Origin of the sequence: Rhodovastum atsumiense (assembly GCF_937425535.1) — a bacterium.
GTDB classification, from domain to species: domain Bacteria; phylum Pseudomonadota; class Alphaproteobacteria; order Acetobacterales; family Acetobacteraceae; genus Rhodovastum; species Rhodovastum atsumiense.
The window spans coordinates 981273-999541 of sequence record NZ_OW485601.1 but is presented as its reverse complement, the minus strand read 5'-3'; the positions used below and the strand labels follow the sequence as shown (position 1 = coordinate 999541).

19 protein-coding genes and 1 tRNA gene are annotated in these 18269 nt (G+C 68.1%); 16 read left to right on the top strand and 4 right to left on the bottom strand.

The genetic code is table 11. The annotated features are described in order from the left end of the window. The first annotated feature begins 23 nt into the window (after positions 1–23). The 9 genes from NBY65_RS04330 (at position 24) to NBY65_RS04290 (ending at position 7317) form a co-directional block, all read left to right on the top strand. Positions 24–641 (top strand): nitrogen fixation protein NifQ, encoded by a 618-nt coding sequence (locus NBY65_RS04330; RefSeq protein ID WP_250265635.1) that lies wholly within the window; start codon positions 24–26, stop codon positions 639–641. A gap of 148 nt (positions 642–789) precedes the next feature. Continuing rightward, the gene (locus NBY65_RS04325; RefSeq protein WP_150039367.1) at positions 790–1110 is read left to right on the top strand and encodes a HesB/IscA family protein; all 321 of its coding nucleotides are present in this window, start codon (positions 790–792) and stop codon (positions 1108–1110) included. Positions 1111–1122: 12 nt separating this feature from the next. Further along, on the top strand, positions 1123–2040 hold the full coding sequence (nifU, locus tag NBY65_RS04320) for a Fe-S cluster assembly protein NifU (protein ID WP_150039366.1): 918 nt from the start codon (positions 1123–1125) through the stop codon (positions 2038–2040). Between the two features lie 16 nt (positions 2041–2056). Continuing rightward, entirely contained in the window at positions 2057–3259 is a 1203-nt protein-coding gene (nifS, locus tag NBY65_RS04315; RefSeq protein WP_150039365.1) for a cysteine desulfurase NifS, read from the top strand. Between the two features lie 7 nt (positions 3260–3266). Beyond that, positions 3267–3599, top strand: a complete 333-nt coding sequence (gene nifW, locus NBY65_RS04310) for a nitrogenase stabilizing/protective protein NifW (RefSeq protein WP_203330382.1) — start codon at positions 3267–3269, stop codon at positions 3597–3599. Between the two features lie 118 nt (positions 3600–3717). Continuing rightward, positions 3718–4572: an electron transfer flavoprotein subunit beta/FixA family protein gene (locus tag NBY65_RS04305; RefSeq protein WP_150039363.1), complete on the top strand. Its 855-nt coding sequence runs from the start codon at positions 3718–3720 to the stop codon at positions 4570–4572. A 14-nt stretch (positions 4573–4586) separates the two neighbouring features. Next, positions 4587–5684 carry an electron transfer flavoprotein subunit alpha/FixB family protein gene (locus tag NBY65_RS04300; RefSeq protein WP_150039362.1) on the top strand — a complete coding sequence of 366 codons (1098 nt, stop codon included), beginning with the start codon at positions 4587–4589 and terminating at the stop codon, positions 5682–5684. Between the two features lie 11 nt (positions 5685–5695). Beyond that, positions 5696–7000 carry an FAD-dependent monooxygenase gene (locus NBY65_RS04295; RefSeq protein WP_150039361.1) on the top strand — a complete coding sequence of 435 codons (1305 nt, stop codon included), beginning with the start codon at positions 5696–5698 and terminating at the stop codon, positions 6998–7000. Then, entirely contained in the window at positions 6997–7317 is a 321-nt protein-coding gene (locus NBY65_RS04290) for a ferredoxin family protein (RefSeq protein WP_150039360.1), read from the top strand. Before NBY65_RS04295 ends, NBY65_RS04290 begins: the two co-directional genes overlap by 4 nt. An 86-nt stretch (positions 7318–7403) precedes the next feature. Here NBY65_RS04290 and NBY65_RS04285 read toward each other — a convergent pair whose 3' ends face one another. Together NBY65_RS04285 and NBY65_RS04280 are read right to left on the bottom strand one after the other, a co-directional pair. Then, complete coding sequence (locus tag NBY65_RS04285; protein ID WP_150039359.1) at positions 7404–9497, bottom strand: sodium-translocating pyrophosphatase; 2094 nt, start codon at positions 9495–9497, stop codon at positions 7404–7406. A gap of 194 nt (positions 9498–9691) precedes the next feature. Further along, positions 9692–11029 (bottom strand): MFS transporter, encoded by a 1338-nt coding sequence (locus tag NBY65_RS04280; RefSeq protein WP_150039358.1) that lies wholly within the window; start codon positions 11027–11029, stop codon positions 9692–9694. A gap of 221 nt (positions 11030–11250) precedes the next feature. Here NBY65_RS04280 and NBY65_RS04275 point away from each other — a divergent pair. The 7 genes from NBY65_RS04275 to NBY65_RS04245 all read left to right on the top strand — a co-directional run bounded on the left by NBY65_RS04275 (position 11251) and on the right by NBY65_RS04245 (position 16847). Beyond that, positions 11251–11324, top strand: a tRNA-Ile gene (locus NBY65_RS04275). Between the two features lie 104 nt (positions 11325–11428). Further along, positions 11429–13108, top strand: coding sequence for an energy-dependent translational throttle protein EttA (gene ettA / locus NBY65_RS04270; RefSeq protein WP_150039357.1), 1680 nt, complete (start codon positions 11429–11431; stop codon positions 13106–13108). 197 nt (positions 13109–13305) lie between these two features. Continuing rightward, positions 13306–13815, top strand: a complete 510-nt coding sequence (locus tag NBY65_RS04265; RefSeq protein WP_239002676.1) for a GNAT family N-acetyltransferase — start codon at positions 13306–13308, stop codon at positions 13813–13815. Beyond that, entirely contained in the window at positions 13812–14228 is a 417-nt protein-coding gene (locus NBY65_RS04260; RefSeq protein WP_162530425.1) for a DUF3293 domain-containing protein, read from the top strand. The genes NBY65_RS04265 and NBY65_RS04260 overlap by 4 nt, the downstream gene beginning before the upstream one ends. 174 nt (positions 14229–14402) lie before the next feature. Beyond that, entirely contained in the window at positions 14403–14660 is a 258-nt protein-coding gene (locus NBY65_RS04255; RefSeq protein WP_150039355.1) for a hypothetical protein, read from the top strand. Positions 14661–14805: 145 nt separating this feature from the next. Beyond that, positions 14806–16275, top strand: coding sequence for a trypsin-like peptidase domain-containing protein (locus NBY65_RS04250; protein WP_150039354.1), 1470 nt, complete (start codon positions 14806–14808; stop codon positions 16273–16275). Between the two features lie 62 nt (positions 16276–16337). Then, positions 16338–16847 carry an SET domain-containing protein gene (locus NBY65_RS04245; RefSeq protein WP_162530424.1) on the top strand — a complete coding sequence of 170 codons (510 nt, stop codon included), beginning with the start codon at positions 16338–16340 and terminating at the stop codon, positions 16845–16847. Here NBY65_RS04245 and NBY65_RS04240 read toward each other — a convergent pair. Together NBY65_RS04240 and NBY65_RS04235 are read right to left on the bottom strand one after the other, a co-directional pair. Further along, complete coding sequence (locus NBY65_RS04240; protein WP_150039352.1) at positions 16738–17625, bottom strand: alpha/beta fold hydrolase; 888 nt, start codon at positions 17623–17625, stop codon at positions 16738–16740. The two genes, NBY65_RS04245 and NBY65_RS04240, sit on opposite strands and share 110 nt — an antisense overlap. 5 nt (positions 17626–17630) lie before the next feature. Further along, a complete protein-coding gene (locus NBY65_RS04235; RefSeq protein WP_162530423.1) occupies positions 17631–18242 on the bottom strand; it encodes an MlaC/ttg2D family ABC transporter substrate-binding protein in 612 nt (203 codons plus the stop codon). Positions 18243–18269: the final 27 nt, after the last annotated feature.

The window sequence follows — 18269 nt, the reverse complement described above, 5'->3', positions numbered from 1 at the left end:
TATCCAAACCGGAGGACGCGAGCATGCAGCCCGCCGACATCTATGCCTGGATCGCCGGTCCCACCCGGCCCGGCTGCGACGGTTTCGACGCACACGTCGTCGCCTGCATCCTCGCCCTCTCCGCCTGGGAGGCGGAGACCGGCGCGGGCCGCATCCAGGACCTGGTGGGCCTGGATGGCGACGTGATCGCCGACCTTGCCGCGGAGATGTTCCCCCACACCGCGGCGGTGTTCGCCCGGCTGCGCGGCCAGACCTGCTCGCCGCGGGCCGGTGACGAGGCCTGCCTGCAGGACCTGCTGCGCCGGAGCGTCACCGACGGCACGGTGTTGCAGTTGCGGCTTGCGGACATGATTGCGCGGCGCTGCCTGCGGCCGAACCATCTGTGGCAGGATCTCGGTCTGCGCAACCGCCGCGAACTGGGCTGGATGCTGAACCGGCATTTCGAGCCACTGGCCGCGCGCAACAAGTCCGACATGAAGTGGAAGAAGTTCTTCTACCGGACGATCTGCCGCGACGACGGCTATATGCTCTGCTCGGCGCCGAGCTGTGCCGAATGCGATGATTTCGAGACCTGCTTCGGCGACGAGAGCGGCGAAAGCCTGCTCGCCCGCACGCGCTGCGCTTCCGACCTGGCTGCATGACTGCTATGTCGCACATCCGACAACGTCGGATGTGCGACGCGGACTTTCTGTCCGCTTTGGCGCAAGGCGCCGAAATTCCTTAGGTTTCCGGCTGGCATGAAGCTTGCCTCTCCCTGCTGCATCCGGGCAGCACGAAGGAGAGGCCGTGATGATCCATCTGACCGACAGCGCCGTCGAGGCCGCGCGCACCGCGCTCGCGCGGGCGGGGGAGCAGGTGCAGGGACTGCGCATTGCCGTCAAGACAGGCGGCTGCGCCGGCTTCAAATACGCCATGGGCCTGGTGTCGGAGGCTGGTCCCGACGACATCATGATCGAGCATGAAGGCGTGCGGCTGTTCGTGGACGCGGAGAGCAGCCCGCATCTGGACGGCACCACGATCGATTTCGTGGACAGCACGAAGGGCGCCGGCTTCACCTTCGACAATCCCAATGCGACGTCGCGCTGCTCCTGCAGCAAGTCATTCTGCTGAAGGGCGGGCGCCATGTGGGAATACAGTGAGAAGGTCAAGGAGTATTTCTACAATCCTCGCAACGCCGGTGTCCTGGAGGACGCCAACGCGGTCGGGGATGTCGGTGCGATTTCCTGCGGTGACGCGCTGCGGCTGATGATCAAGGTCGACCCGGAGACCGAGGTGATCACGGCCGCGAAGTTCCAGACCTTCGGCTGCGGCTCGGCGATCGCCTCGTCCTCGGCCCTGACCGAGCTGATCATCGGCCGCACCATCGCCGAGGCGATGACGCTGACCAACCAGGATATCGCCGATTTCCTCGGCGGCCTGCCGCCCGAGAAGATGCATTGCTCGGTGATGGGCTACGAGGCCCTGCGTGCCGCCATCGCCAATTACCGCGGCGAGGAATGGCATGACGACCACGAGGAAGGCGCGCTGCTCTGCAAGTGCTTCGGCGTGGACGAGGGCATGGTCGAGCGCGCCATCCGCGTCAACCGCCTGACCTCGGTGGAGCAGGTGACGCATTTCACCAAGGCGGCGGGCAGTTGCGGCACCTGCCTTGAAGGCATCGAGGAAGTGCTGACCCGGGTCAATGCCGACATGGTGGCGGCAGGCGAGCTTGATCCGGCGCTTGCCTTCGATCCTGCCTCGGGCGTGAAGCCGCGGGCGCGGGCCAAGACCTCGCCGCTGGCGGCCAAGCCGCAGCAGATGACCACGCTGCAGCGCATCCGTGCCATCGAGACGGCGATCGAGGAAATCCGGCCGTATCTGCGCGCCGATGGCGGCGATTGCGAACTGGTCGACGTGGACGGGGACCGCGTGCTCGTGCGCCTCTCCGGCGCCTGTGTCGGCTGCCAGTCGGCAACTGTCACCATCAACGGCATCCAGGAGCGGCTGGCGACGAAGCTTGGCCGTGGGCTGCGCGTCATCCCGGTTCCGGCCGGGCACTGAACAAGGGGGTGTGACGATGCGACCGGTCTATCTCGACAACAATGCCACCACCCGCGTCGATCCGCTCGTGGTCGAGGCGATGCTGCCCTTCTTCACCGAGCAGTTCGGCAACGCGTCGTCCATGCATGCTTTCGGCGCCGATGTCGGCACGGCGCTGCGGCGCGCGCGCGGCCAGGTGCAGGCGCTGCTGGGGGCGGAATTCGACCACGAGATCGTCTTCACCGGCAGTGGTACGGAATCCGACAATACCGCGATCCTGTCGGCCCTGGAGACGCAGACCGGCCGCAACGAGGTGGTCACCTCGGCGGTGGAGCACCCCGCGGTGCTGGCGCTGTGCCAGTGGCTGCAGAAGAGCCGCGGCGTCAAGGTGCATGTGGTTCCTGTGGATTCGCGCGGCCGGCTGGATGTCGATGCCTACCGTCAGGCGCTCGGGCCGAAGACGGCCATTGCCTCGATCATGTGGGCCAACAACGAGACCGGGACGATCTTTCCGGTCGAGCGCCTTGCCACTCTCGCCCACGAGGCCGGTGCGCTGTTCCATACCGATGCGGTGCAGGCTGTCGGCAAGGTGCCGATCGATCTGAAGCAGACCGAGATCGACATGCTGTCGCTCTCCGGACATAAGTTGCACGCGCCGAAAGGAATCGGGGCGCTGTACGTGCGGCGTGGCGTGAAGCTGCGGCCGCTGCTGCGTGGCGGCCACCAGGAGCGCGGACGCCGTGCCTCCACCGAGAACGCGCCGGGGATCGTGGCGCTCGGCCGCGCGGCGGAACTGGCCATGGCGCACATGGCGGACGAGCAGACCCGGGTCCGTTCCCTGCGCGACCGGCTGGAGAAGGGGCTGGTGCAGCGCGTCAGCAATACCCTGGTCACCGGCGATCCCGACAACCGCCTGCCCAACACCACCAATATCGCTTTCGAATTCATCGAGGGCGAAGGCATCCTGCTGCTGATGAACAAGGAGGGAATCGCCGCGTCCTCCGGTTCGGCCTGCACCTCCGGCTCGCTGGAGCCATCGCATGTGCTGCGGGCGATGAAGGTGCCCTACACCGCGGCCCATGGTGCCATCCGGTTCTCGTTCTCGCGCGAGAACACCGACGAGGACGTTGACCGCGTGCTGGAGGTGCTGCCGCCCATCATCGAGCGGCTGCGCCAGTTATCGCCGTTCTGGAAAGACGGGCGCGCGGCGGCGGCCCAGTTCACCCCGACCTATGCGTGAGGATATCATGACCACGCTGCTCATGCGCATGCGCGGCCTTTCGGCGGCCGAGGAGTTCTTCAGCCTTCTCCGCGTGCCCTACGAGCCGCAGGTGCTGAATGTCGCCCGTCTGCACATCCTGCGGCGGATGGCGGAATACCTGGCGGATTCGGCGCTGGAATCGATGACGGACGATGCCGCCGAGGAAGCCTGCCGGGCGGCGCTGACCCACGCCTATGCCGATTTCGTCGCGTCCCCGCCGATCGAGCAGCGGACCTTCAAGGTGCTCAAGCAGGCCGTGGCGCCGCGCAGCCAGGGTTTCGTGCCGCTTTCCGCCCTGGTCGCAGAGAGCGAAACCTGACCCTCCTGTCCGCTTCTCGACAGGCCACGTCGCACGCTGTCGTGGCCTTTTGGCGGAATTCCTGGATTTCGGCACTGGCACGCGGATTGCGGTGAAGAGCGCAGAGAAGGAGGCAGGCATGCACATCGTCGTCTGCATCAAGCAGGTTCCGGACAGCGCGCAGATCCGCGTGCATCCGGTCACCAACACCATCATGCGCCAGGGCGTGCCCACCATCATCAACCCGTACGATTTGTTCGCGGTCGAAGAGGCGCTCCGCCTGCGCGACAAGTTCGGCGGCGAGGTGACGGTCCTCACCATGGGGCCCCCGATGGCCGAGGACTCGCTGCGCAAGGCGCTCGGCTTCGGTGCCAATCGCGCCGTGCTGCTGACCGACCGTTTCTTCGCCGGTTCGGATACGCTGGCGACCAGCTACGCGCTGTCGCAGGCGGTGAAGAAGATCGGCGAGACCTGGGGCGAGGCGCAGATCGTGTTCACCGGCAAGCAGACCATCGACGGCGATACCGCCCAGGTGGGTCCCGGCATTGCCCGCCGTCTGGGGCTGAATCAGCTCACCTATGTCTCGGCGATCCACGATCTCGACCTCGCGGGCGGCACCATCCGCGTGTCCCGCCGTGCCGAGGGCGGCGTGCAGGAGCTGACCACGAAGCTGCCCGCGCTGATCACGATGCTGGAAGGCACCAACGAGATCCGGCGCGGCACCGTGCAGGACGTGTTGCGCGCCTCCCGCGCCGAGGTCACCGTCTGGAACGCTGCCCAGGCCGGCATCGCCGACGTCACCAATTGCGGCCTGCGCGGCTCCCCCACCGTGGTCAAGCGCGTGTTTGCCCCGCAGGCCCGCGCCGTCAAGGCCGATCAGATCGAGGTCAAGGACCGCAAGCCCGAGGCCGTCGCCGCCGACCTGATCGAAAAGATCTTCGCCACGCAGCCGGCCCTCGAAGCCGAGCTCGTGCGCACCGCCGCGCAGTACTGAGGCTGGAGGGACCGATGAGCGACGCACCGAAGCCGGCTGCGGCCCCCGCCAGCCGGGCGGCCATGAAGAAGGAACTGCCCGAGCGGTTCCGCAGCTACAAGAATGTCTGGGTCTTCATCGAGATCGAGCACGGGGAGATCCACCCGGTTTCGCTCGAGCTGCTCGGCGAGGGCCGCAAGCTCGCCGACAAGCTGGGCGTGGAACTCGCCGGCGTGCTGATCGGCGGCGAACGCGCGCCACTGGCCGAGGCCTCCACCGAAGTGTGGGAGCACGGCGCCGACGCGGTCTATATCGCCACCCATGCGGCGCTCGAGCATTACCGCAACGACCCGTACAGCCGTGTCCTGACCGACATGGTCAACGAGTTCAAGCCGGAGATCCTGCTGCTCGGCGCGACGGTGCTCGGCCGTGACCTCGCCGGCTCGGTGGCCACCACGCTGCTGACCGGCCTGACCGCCGACTGCACCGAACTGGCCATCGACGACGATCGCTGCCTCGCGGCCACTCGCCCGACCTTCGGTGGTTCGTTGCTCTGCACCATCTACACGCTGAACACGCGTCCGCAGATGGCCACCGTCCGGCCGCGCGTGATGTCGATGCCGCCACGCCAGCCCGGTCGCAAGGGCCGCACGGTGCCGTTCCGGGTGTCCCTGCGCGAAGACGACATCGTCACCAAGGTGCTGCGCTTCCTGCCCGACCGCGATTCCAACAAGGCGCAGCTTGCTTACGCGGACATCGTGGTGGCCGGCGGGCTGGGCCTGAAGTCGCCCGAGAACATGCAGCATGTCCGTGCCCTGGCCTCGGTGCTGGGCGGCGACTGGGGCGGGTCGCGCCCGCTGGTGCAGAAGGGCTGGATGCCGGCTGACCGGCAGATCGGCCAGACCGGCAAGACGATCCGGCCGAAGCTGTATATCGCCGCCGGCATTTCCGGCGCGATCCAGCATCGCGTCGGGGTCGAGGGTGCCGACCTGATCGTGGCGATCAACACCGATCCGCAGGCGCCGATCTTCGATTTTGCGCATGTCGGCGTCGTCGCCGACGCGATCGAACTGCTTCCTGCCCTGACCGAGGCGTTCCGCAAGCGCCTCGCCGTCAATCGCCTGGCCGGCTGAAGGAGGTTCGCATGGCTGACGAACGTTTCGACGCCATCGTCGTGGGGGCCGGCCCGGCCGGCAACTCGGCCGCCTACACGCTCGCGAAGGGCGGCCTCAATGTGCTGCAGATCGAGCGCGGCGAGTATTCGGGCGCCAAGAACGTGCAGGGCGCCATCCTGTACGCGGACGCGCTGGAGAAGGTCATCCCCGATTTCCGCGAGGATGCACCGCTCGAACGCCACATCATCGAGCAGCGCATCTGGATGATGGACGACACGTCCCATACCGGGATGCATTACCGGTCCGACGACTTCAACGAGGAGAAGCCGAACCGCTACACCATCATCCGCAGCCAGTTCGACCGCTGGTTCAATTCGCGGGTGCGGGACGCGGGCGCCACCGTGCTGACCGAGACCACGGTCACCGAACTGCTGCGCGACAGCAAGGGGCGGGTGATCGGGGTGCTGACCGACCGCCAGGGCGGGCCGATCCTGGCGAACGTGGTGGTGTTGGCCGAAGGCGTGAACGGGCTGGTCGGCCAGCGCGCCGGGCTGCGCGAGGAGTTGAAGCCCAAGGCGGTCGCGCTGGCGGTGAAGGAAATGCACTTCCTGCCGCAGGAGACGGTGGAAAGCCGCTTCAACATCTCCGGCGATTCCGGCGTGGTCATCGAGGCGATGGGCACCATCACCAAGGGGATGACGGGCACCGGCTTCATCTACACCAACCGTGAGTCGATCGCGATCGGCATTGGCTGCATCGTCGAGGACCTGGCCAGGAGCGGCATGACGCCGTACGCCCTGCTGGATGCCTTCAAGCGGCATCCCTCGGTGGCGCCGCTGATCGCCGGATCCGAGGTGAAGGAATATGCCGCGCACCTGATCCCCGAGGGCGGCTTCAACGCCATGCCGGAGATCCTGGGCGATGGCTGGGTCGTGGTGGGCGACGCCGCGCATCTGGTGAATGCCGTGCACCGCGAGGGCTCCAACCTGGCGATGGCCTCGGGCCGCATCGCCGCCGAGACCATCGTGTGGCTGAAGCGCCGCCGCGAGGACACCACGGCGGAGAACCTGGCCGAGTACCGGCGCCGGCTGGAGGACAGCTTTGTCCTGAAGGACCTGCGCAAGTACAAGAAGATTCCGGATCTGCTGCACAACAACCCGCAGCTCCTGGACCTGTATCCGCGCGTGCTCAGCAAGGCGGCGCAGACCTGGTTCCGCGTGGACGGCGTCGAGAAGAAGGCGAAGGAGGCGGAGATCGTCAAAAGCCTGCGCCGTGAACGCGGCCTGGGCGGGTTGATCGGGGATGCCATGAAATTTGCGAGGGCGTGGCGATGAGTGCAAAAGACACCAAGGGGAAGAAGGCGGCACCGGCTCCACGAATCGAGGAGAAGCTCTACCAGAACCGCTATCTGGTCGATGCCGGCCGCCCGCATGTGAAGATCAAGAACCAGGGCGAGCCGACGCCGGAGCTCAAGACGCTGGTCAATGTCTGTCCGGCCGGGTGCTATGCCATCACCGAGCAGGGCAAGGTCGAGGTGGTGCCGGACGGCTGCATGGAATGCGGCACCTGCCGCGTGCTGACCGCCGAGACCGGCGATCTGGAATGGAACTATCCGCGCGGTGGCTACGGCGTCGCGTTCAAGTTCGGCTGACGTCCCGCCGTCCGCCTGAAGAAACGGCCCCGGAGATCGCTCTCCGGGGCCGTTCCGTTATCCACGAGGTGGCTTTTCAGCCGTTCTCAGTAGGCCAGCGAGGCCAGCACCGCGAGCAGCAGCAGCGCCACGATGTTGGTGATCTTGATCATCGGGTTCACCGCGGGTCCCGCGGTGTCCTTGTACGGATCGCCAACGGTGTCGCCGGTCACGGCCGCCTTGTGCGCGTCCGAGCCCTTGCCGCCGTGATTGCCTTCCTCGATGTACTTCTTGGCGTTGTCCCAGGCGCCGCCGCCGGAGGTCATCGAGATCGCCACGAACAGGCCGGTCACGATGGTGCCGAGCAGCATGGCGCCGACCGCCGCGAAGGCCGCGGAGCGTCCACCCACCGCGTCGACGGCGAAGAACAGCACGATCGGCGCGAGCACCGGCAGCAGCGACGGCAGGATCATCTCCTTGATCGCGGCCTTGGTCAGCATGTCGACAGCGCGGCCGTAGTCAGGCTTGGCGCGGCCTTCCATGATGCCGGGGATTTCCTTGAACTGCCGGCGAACCTCGATCACCACCGAGCCGGCGGCGCGGCCGACCGCGGTCATGCCCAGGGCGCCGAACAGGTAGGGCAGCAGGCCGCCGATGAACAGGCCGACCACCACGTACGGATTCTGCAGCGCGAAGTCGACCTTCACGCCCGGGAAGTAGCGCGTCAGATCCTCGGTGTAGGCGGCGAACAGCACCAGCGAGGCGAGGCCCGCCGAGCCGATGGCGTAGCCCTTGGTCACGGCCTTGGTGGTGTTGCCGACCGCGTCGAGCGCGTCGGTGAACCGGCGCACTTCCTTTGGCAGTTCCGCCATCTCGGCGATGCCGCCGGCGTTGTCGGTCACCGGGCCATAGGCGTCCAGCGCCACGATCATGCCGGCCAGCGAGAGCATGGTCGTCGCCGCGATGGAGATGCCATAGAGGCCCGCCACCAGGTAGGACGCCACGATGCCGATGGAGATCACCAGCACCGGCAGGGCGGTGGCTTCCATCGAGATGGCCAGGCCCTGGATCACGTTGGTGCCGTGGCCGGTGGTCGAGGACCGCGCGATGCTGCGGACCGGGCGGTATTCGGTGGAGGTGTAGTATTCGGTGATCCACACCAGCAGGCCGGTCACGACCAGGCCGATGATGGCGCACTCGAACAGCCCGAACCCGGTGATGGCGGCGCCGGTCGTGCCGATGGCGATCGGCCTGGTGATGCCGCACAGGATGGCGATGATCACGGCGATGCCGACCACCGACAGCGCCCCGGTGACGATCAGGCCCTTGTAGAGGGCGCGCATGATGTTGTTGTCGGCGCCCAGCTTGACGAAGCGGGTGCCCACCACCGAGGTCAGGATGCAGACGCCGCCGATCAGCAGCGGCAGCAGCAGCATGACGTCCTTGTCGGCCGCGGCGAAGTAGATGTTGCCCAGCAGCATGGTGGCGACGATCGTGACCGCGTAGGTCTCGAACAGGTCGGCGGCCATGCCGGCGCAGTCGCCCACGTTGTCGCCCACGTTGTCGGCGATCACGGCGGGGTTGCGGGGGTCGTCCTCGGGAATGCCGGCCTCGACCTTGCCCACCAGGTCCGCACCCACGTCCGCGCCCTTGGTGAAGATGCCGCCGCCGAGACGGGCGAAGATGGAGATCAGCGAGCCGCCGAAGGACAGCGCGACCATCGCCTCCATCACGGAGTTCAGGTCGACGCCGGCCGTGCGCAGGATCGCGTAGTAGCCGGCCACGCCGAGCAGGCCAAGCCCGACCACCAGCATGCCGGTGATGGCGCCCGCCTTGAAGGCGATGTCCAGGCCCGCCGCCAGACCGGTCCGCGCGGCCTGTGCCGTGCGCACATTGGCCCGCACGGACACGTTCATGCCGACATAGCCGGCCGCACCCGACAGCAGGGCGCCGATCAGGAAGCCGATGCCCACGTGGATGCCCAGCGTGAACGCCAGCAGAACAAGAATGACCACGCCGACGATGGCGATGGTGGTGTATTGTCGGTTCAGGTAGGCGCGGGCGCCTTCCTGAACCGCGCCCGCGATCTCCTGCATACGCGAGGATCCCGCGTCGGCGGCCAGAACCTGCCGGCTGGTGCTGTACCCATAGTACAGCGCTACCGCTCCGCAGGCGATGACCAGGAGGTAGGCGAGAAACATCACTGCAGCGTCTCCCACACGTTGTCCGGCCGAGCCGTTTGCGCGCGGGACCGCCCGCCGCTCCCCCGGGCCCGGTCGGCGCCGGGATATGACAGATCATCAATGGGCAGGCAACCGACCGGGAACCCACCCGCGCGTAGGGTACGTTCCCGGTCCGTTCCGAGTTGTTCCGGGTGCCGGTCCCGATCCGATCCCTATTCGGCGATGGCGGCCTGCGAGGGAATCCGCTCCAGCCGGCGATCATGGCCAAGCGAGACCAGCACGATCGCCGAGACCACCGGGGCGGCGGCGAGGCAGAGCAGGGCAATCGTGTCGCTCGCGGTGGCGTCCCTGACCAGACCGAAGGCGTAAGGGCCGACAAATCCGCCGAGATTGCCGACCGAATTGATCAGCGCGATCCCCCCTGCCGCCGCGGTGCCGGACAGCAGCGCCGTGGGCATCGACCAGAAGGTCGGCGCGATGCTTTGCTGGCCCATCGCGGCCAGGATCAGGGCGACCATCATCAAAGCGGGCCGCTCGAAGCCGATGAAGACGCAGGCTGCCAGACCGGCCGCGCAAAGCAGGCAGGCGCCGGCGACGTGATAGGTGCGCTCGCCGGTCCGGTCGGAATGCCACCCCCAGTAGAGCATCGCCACGGCTGCGAACACAAAGGGGAGGGCGCTGAGCACCCCGGTCATCGTGGTGGAGACGCCGAAGGACTTCACAATTTGCGGCAGGAAGATCAGCAGGCCGTAATTGGAGACGTTCTGGCCGAAATAGACCAGGGTCAGCCACCATACGCGCGGGTTGCGCAACGCTTCGCCAAGTTCGTAGCGGTGGATCGATTCGCGCTGCGCCCGCTCGGCCTGCAGCCGCCCATCCAGCCAGTCGCGCTGGTCCGGTCGCAGCCAGGTCGCGTGTCGCGGCCGGTCGGTCAGCAGCAGCAGCGTCACCACGCACATGACCAGAGGCGGCACGGCCTCGGCCAGGAACAGCCATTGCCAGCCATGCAGGCCGGAGACCCCGTCGAGCTTCAGCAATTCCGCCGAGATGATCGGCCCGATGATGAGCGAGATCACGCTGGCCGACTGGAACAGCGCCATCATTCGTGTCCGGTAGGACGAGGGGAACCACCAGGTGAGATACAGCACCACGCCCGGGTAGAAGCCCGCCTCGGCCACGCCGACCAGGAAGCGGACGATATAGAAGCTCCAGGCGTCCCAGACGAAGGCGGTCAGGCCGGACAGGATGCCCCAGGTGAACAGGATGCGCGCGATCCAGACCCGCGCGCCGACCCGGTTGAGGATCAGGTTGCTCGGCAATTCGGCCAGGAAGTAGCCGATGAAGAAGATGCCGGCGCCGAAGCCGAAGACCGTGGCGGAGAAGCCGAGGTCCCGGTTCATCGTCAGCCCGGCGAAGCCGACATTCACCCGGTCCAGGTAGGCGCAGAAATACCCCAGCATCAGCAAGGGGATCAGCCGCCAGGCGATGCGATGGATGGTCTCGCGTTCCAGCGGCTCGACGGGATGGCGCAGGGCCGGGGACTCAGCCATGGCGCGCCTCCGCGGTCACGGTGGAGAAAAGCTGTAAGTCCTCGACGGAAAATCGAAATTGTACTTCCTGCATGACAAATGCATCCCCCCATTGGCCGAGTTTCCGGCCAGTTAAAGGGCAGCATAGGTGTCGCCGCGGAGCGGCGGCAAGGGGAGGGGGCTGCCCGGCGCGCTCTCCTGGTTGCGCAACGCGCGCGGCTGGTCGATGATACGCGGGCCGCGCGCCTGTAGCTCAGTTGGTCAGAGCGGGCCGCTCATAACGGCTTGGTCGCAGGTTCGAGCCCTGCCGGGCGCAGGCGGCCGCTTCCCGTCCGCGGCATTTGCACAGCGGCCTCACGCCCCCTAGAACATCGGCCAGATCCCCCAACGTCCAAAGCCCGCCCGGAAGGGAGCCAGCCGATGGCCAGCTACCAGTACGTCTATGTGATGAAAGACCTGACCAAGGCCTTCCCCGGCGGCCGGGAGGTCTTCAAGGGCATCACCCTTTCGTTCCTGCCCGGCGTGAAGATCGGCGTGCTCGGCGTCAACGGCGCCGGCAAGTCCACCCTGCTCAAGATCATGGCCGGGATCGAGACCGAATTCGGCGGCGAGGCCTGGGCCGCGGAAGGGGCGCGGGTCGGCTACCTGCCGCAGGAACCGCGGCTCGACCCGGACAAGACCGTCGCCGAAAACGTCCTGGAGGCGTTCGGGTCGCTCAAGGCGGCCATCGAGCGGTTCAACGAGATCTCCAACCGCTTCGCCGAGCCGATGAGCGACGAGGAGATGAACACCCTGCTGGCCGAGCAGGCCGAGCTGCAGGAGAAGATCGACCACGAGGACGGCTGGGAGCTCGACCGCCGCATCGAGATCGCGCTGGACGCGCTGCGCTGCCCGGCGCCCGACACCAAGGTCACCAATCTCTCGGGCGGCGAGCGCCGCCGGGTCGCGCTCTGCCGCCTGTTGCTGGAAAAGCCCGACCTGCTGCTGCTCGACGAGCCGACCAACCACCTCGACGCCGAATCGGTCGCGTGGCTGGAAAAGACGCTGCGCGAGTATGCGGGCACCGTGCTGGTGGTCACCCATGACCGCTACTTCCTCGAGAACGTCACCAACTGGATCCTCGAGATCGAGCGCGGCCGCGGTTATCCGTTCGAGGGCAACTACTCTTCCTGGCTCGACCAGAAGCGCAAGCGCCTCGCCCAGGAGGAGAAGGAGGAAACCGCGCGCATGCGGGCCCTGGCCGCCGAGCAGGAGTGGATCGGCACCTCCGCGCGGGCCCGCCAGACCAAGAACCGCGCCCGCATCCAGCGCTACGAGGAATTGCTGCAGCAGAGCCAGGAGCAGGCCGCCGGCGTCGCCGAGATCGTCATCACGCCGGGCCCCCGGCTGGGCAACGTGGTCATCGAGGCCGAGGACCTGGCCAAGGGCTATAACGACCGCATGCTCATCGACGGCCTGTCCTTCAAGCTGCCGCCCGGCGGCATCGTCGGCGTGATCGGGCCGAACGGCGCCGGCAAGACCACGCTGTTCCGCATGATCACCGGCCAGGAGCAGCCCGATGCCGGGTCGCTGCGCATCGGCGAGACGGTCCGGCTCGGCTATGTCGACCAGTCGCGTGACAGTCTCGATGCCAACAAGACCGTCTGGGAGGAGATCAGCGGCGGCACCGACGTGATCTACCTGGGCAAGCGGGCGGTGCCGTCGCGCGCCTATGTCGGGGCGTTCAACTTCAAGGGCTCCGACCAGCAGAAGAAGGTCGGCATCCTTTCGGGTGGCGAGCGCAACCGCGTGCACCTGGCCAAGATGCTGAAGGCCGAGCACAACGTCATCCTGCTCGACGAGCCGACCAACGACCTGGACGTGGACACGCTGCGTGCGCTCGAGGATGCGCTGACCGAGTTCGCCGGCTGTGCCGTGATCATCAGCCACGATCGCTGGTTCCTCGATCGCCTGGCGACGCATATCCTGGCCTTCGAGGGCGACAGCCACGTCGAATGGTTCGAGGGCAATTTCCAGGCCTATGAGGAAGATAAGCGCCGCCGTCTCGGGGCCGATGCCACCGAGCCCCATCGCATCAAGTACCGTCCGCTGCAGCGTTAGGCCTGACGTTCGGAAAACGAACGGGATCCAAGGGCCTTATGGCCCTTGGTGGAGGTCCAGGAGGCGAAGCCTCCTGGCGAGCGGCCCGCGAAGCGGGCCGAATGATGGTCTGAGCGGGGTGCCGCCCCTCCCGTGACGTTGCTGCATCGAAATATGACGCAAGGCCACCGCAGCGCGTGCCTTTGCCGGTCCCTCTCATGAACCCGGCCTGGATCGTCCGCACCGGCCGTCTGGTGATGCGCCCCGTTGCCTTGCCGGACCTGCCCGCCCTGCAGGCGCTGAAGGGCGATCCGCGCGTGTTTGCGGTGATGCTGGGGGGCGTGCGCACGCCGCAGCGCACCACCGAGGAACTGGGTGAGGAGATCGTCTTCTGGGGCCGCTGCGGTGTCGGCATCTGGGCGGTGCGTCATGCGGTCAGCGGTGCTTTCCTGGGCATCACCGGATTCATGGATCGCCCGGACGGGCGGGGGATTGCGCTGCGCTTCGCCTTCTTCGCGCACGAGCAGGGCAACGGCTATGCCGCCGAGGCGGCCGGGGCGGCGCTGCGGTTCGCCCATGACCGGGCGGGGCTGCGCCGCATCGTGGCGGTGGCGCGCGCCGACAATATCGGGTCCCGCCAGGTGCTGGGCAGCATCGGCATGCGCCAGTGCGAAAGCTTCGACCGGGCCGGGGTGCCGATGCTGGTGTTCGAGAGCGTGCAGGAGTGACGCGGTTCGTCGCCACGAGGTCGCTGCGCGCGGCCTACGAGGCGACCGCCTATGTCGTGTTCCTGCGGGGGCGTGAGCGGGTGCTGCGAATCGGCGCCCGCCCGCCCGCGCTTCCCTGGGGCGTGCATCGGCAGGCGGCTTTCATTACGGCCTGGAATCCATTCGGTCGCCTGCGGCCGGCCCGGATCAATGATCGCGCTCATCGGCGTTTGGCAGCCGATCTTCGCAAAGCAGGATTGCGGAGTTTCCCGGCCGAGGGGCGGGGCGATGCCGGCGACTGGCCCCCGGAGCGCAGCCTGCTGGTGTTCGGGTGCGGCGGGAAGGCCGCGGCGGCCTGGGGCCGGCGGCTGCGGCAGAATGCCATTCTCTGGATCGTGCGGGAAAGGCCGGTGCGACTCGTGGCACTAAGGTGAAACCCGCACGGGTGTGGCTTGCGCGAGTGCTTTGCAAGTAACTGTAACAGGATGTATCCGTCTGAATCGGTCCCCTCTCGAAGGACGAGTCGGGGGAGCAGGCCGGGCGGCGAGGCGCCGGGTCCCTGTTGTCGCATGACACCGACTCAAGAGAACCAACTGGAGATACCCCATATGAGACTCGGCACTCTCTCCCTGGCGTCGATTCTGTTTCTCGGCCTGTCGCTGCCGGGCTTTGCGGCCTCGCCGGCCGCGGGCACGCTGATGGCGCAGGCTGCTGCTCCCACGCAGGACCTCGGCAGCTCGGCCGCTCCGGCCGCCGGCGCCCAGGACACCCAGGCCGCGCCGGCCAAGAAGAAGGCCCACAAGAGCAAGGCCACCCGCACCAAGGCGAAGAGCCACAAGACCACCCCCGCGCCCGTGCAGCACTGAGCGGCGCGTCGGTGGATGAAGGAGCGCCCGGCGGGCGCTCCTTTCGTTTTGACCCCCGCCCGAAACGGCGCCGGGGGTGTCGGAATTGCTGCCCCTCGCCCGAAGACGCATCGTAGGCGCTCCAAAAAAGCCGAGGGGAGCCACGATGTCCGGCGATCTGGCGAAGGCCGACGCAAGCACCACTCCTGCCAAGGACATGGCCGGCACCGGCCGGCGCGGCGCCCCCTGGCGGAGTTTCGGCATGGCGCTGCTGTTCCTCCTGTCGCCGGCCGCCTTCGCCGCGCCGGGCGATCCGGGCAACCGGCCGCCGGACCTTCCCGACATCATCGCTCCGCTGCTGCCCGCCGTGGTCAGCATCTCCGTGCTCAAGCAGCCCGCTTCCCCGGGGGGGCATGTCGCCCAGGGCGCCGAGGCGATGGCCCGGCCGGTCCGGGAATTCGGCTCGGGGTTCATCATCGACCCGGCCGGCCATGTCGTCACCAACCGGCATGTCGTGGCGGGGGCCTACAAGGTCACGGTGACGCTGATCGATGCCACGCCCCTGGATGCGACGGTGCTCGCCACCAGCGAGCGTCCCGACCTGGCGCTGCTGAAGATCGAGGCCGGGCGGGAGCTGGGCTTCGTCCGCTTCGGCGACAGCGACGCGATCCGCACCGGCGAGACGGTGGTGGCGATCGGCAATCCGCTCGACCTGTCGGACACGGTGACCGTGGGCGTGGTCAGCGCGGTCAACCGTGACGTCAACAAGACCATGATCGACGACTTCATCCAGACCGACGCGGCGATCAATCACGGCAATTCCGGCGGCCCGCTGTTCAATCTGCGCGGCGAGGTGATCGGGGTGAACTGGGCCCTGGTCTCGCCGCCGTCGGTGGGGGCCTCGATCGGGCTCGGCCTGGCCATTCCCGCCAATGACGCCGCCTTCGTGATCGACCAGATGCGTCGCTTCGGCCGCTGGCAGGTCGGCTGGGTGGGCGTGCGGGTGCAGCAACTGACGCCGCCCTTGGCGGCGGCGCTCGGCCTCGGCGGCACCGAGGGGGGCATCGTCACCTCCGTCTGGCCCGGCGGCCCCGCCGCCCGGGCCGGCGTGCAGGAAGGTGACGTGATCCTGCAGTTCGGCCCGCGCCCGAGCCGGGATGTGCGCGCCCTGTTGCGCGCCATCAGCCGCACTGCGCCGGGCAGTTCCGCGACGGTGCGGCTCTGGCGGGCCGGCCAGGTCCGCTCCTTCGACATCGCTGTCGCGTCCTGGCCCGCCGAGGTGCCCTTCGACCCTGCCGGTCCGCCTGCCGGCGTCGATCGTGGCCCGCGCATGCATGCGTCCGATCTCGGCCTGAGGTTCGCGGTGCGGGATCCGGCGGCCGTGGCCGCCGGGCCGCCGACCATGGCCGGCAAGGGCGTGCTGGTCACCGCCGTCGCCGCCAACAGCGTCGCCGCGGATGCCGGGATTGCCGCGGGCGACGTGATCCTGCGGGTGGGGGATCAGCCGGTGACGACGCCCGACGAGGTCCGGGCCCGGCTCGACGGGCTGCGCGGGGCCGGGCGGCGGGAAGCGCTGCTGCTGGTGCGAAGCGGCGACCGGCCGCAATGGGTGGTCGTGCCGATCGAGCATCCTTGATCGCCTGATGCGGGCGTGCCGACATGCCCCGGAGCGAATCCGCAGCACGAGTCTCCGCCCGCATGACCCCGCCGACCGACAAGACCGCGAAATTCCGCCGTGGACGCACCCGTGCCGGGCTCGGCCTGTTTGCCACGGTTCCGTTCGCCCGGGGCAGCCGGGTCATCGAGTACACCGGCGAGTTCATCACCCCCGACGAGGCCGATCGCCGTGGCGGACGCTACCTGTTCCAGGTCGATGAGCGGCGGGTGATCGACGCCAAGGGGCGGGAGAACCTGGCCCGCTACATCAACCACGCCTGCCGCCCGAACTGCGAGGCCCGGCAGGTCGGGCGGCGCATCTTCATCTTCGCCAGACGCGCCATCGCTCCGGGCGAGGAGCTCACCTACCACTACGGCAAGGTGTATTTCCGCGCCTTCATCGCGCCGCATGGCTGTCGCTGCGCCAGTTGCATGCCGCCCGTCATCCCGCCGCGCCCAGCGACCCGACCGCCGCCACCACCGCCTCCGGTGCCTCGCGCGGCAGGAAATGGCCGACCCGCGGCAACACCTCGCGGCGGTAGGACGCGGTGAACATCGGCGCGTGCCGGTCCTCGGCCGTCGGCGGCATGGCGCCGTCGGCCGCGCCTTCCAGCACCACGGTGGGGACGGTGATGCGGGGCCGCGCCGCGAGGCGGCGCTCGATGGGCGCCAGCGCGGGATCGCCGTCGGCCGCGCCGTAGCGGTGACGATAGGAGTGCACCGAGACCGCAACGAAATCCGGGTTGTCCCAGCTTGCCGCCGTGCGGGCGAGGGTGGGCTCGTCGAAGGCCCAGTTGGGCGACCACATCCGCCACAGCAGGCGCCCGATTTCCCGGCGGTTGGCCGTGAGCCCGGCTTCGCCCCGAGGGGTGTTCAGGTACCACTGGTACCAGTAGCGCAGTTCCTGGGTTGGCAGTGCCGGTTCGTTGGCGCGGGCGATGTCCTGGATGTTGTAGCCGCCGATCGTCACCAGGCCGCGCACCCGTTCAGGCCACAGGGCGGCGACGATGCAGCAGGCGCGACCGCCCCAGTCATAGCCGGCCAGGGTGGCCGAGCTGATCTCCAGGGCGTCCAGGAAGCCCAGCAGGTCCGCCGCCAGGGCCGCCTGCTGCCCGGAGCGGGGCGTTGCCGGGTTGCGGAACCGGGTCGGGCCATAGCCCCGTAGCCAGGGCACCAGCACGCGATATCCCGCCGCCGCCAGCGCCGGCACGACCTGCTCGTAATCATGCACGTCGCTCGGGAAGCCGTGCATCAGCACCACCGGCGCGCCGTCCGATGGTCCTTGTTCGAGGGCGGCGATCTCCAGCACCGGGGTGCGGACGAGCCGCATCCCGGTCAGCCCTGCTGGCTGGCCTGCTGGCGCAGCGCGTCGATCAGGGCCTTCACGCTGTTGTTGTTGCGGGCGAGATAGGCGGCGTAGTCGCTGCGCTGGGTGAGCCGCAGGCTGGTGCCCTCGGCGATCACGTCGACGATCTTGGGATTGCTCGAGTCGGTGTTGACCAGCCAGTCGACCTTGCTCGGTGCGTTGCCCGGCCGGTTGACGGTGCTGCTCACCGCGACCGCGCCCTCGCGCGGCATCGCCTTGCCGACGACGACCGAGACACCCTGGTACTCGCCGATCTTGCCGGTGATGTTGAGCATCAGCACGCGGCGGAACAGCCCCAGGTACTCGGCCTGCTGCTCGGGGGTGGCGGTACGCCAGAAGCGGCCGAGGCAAAACCGGGCCACTTCGTTCACGTCGACCGTGCGGTCGACGATTGCCTGCAGCTTCGCCTGTTTCTCGGCCTGACTGCCGGGGCCATTCACCACGGTCTGCAGCTCGGCCGCGGTCCGCTCGATGAAGGCGGTGGCGCGATCCGGGCTTTGGGCCCCGGCCTGTCGGGGGGGAAGGGCCAGGGCCGCGGTGGCGGCCATGGCAGAGAGAATCAAGGTGCGTCGCATCAGCATGGAAGGGGCCCCGTTCTGCGGTCCGGT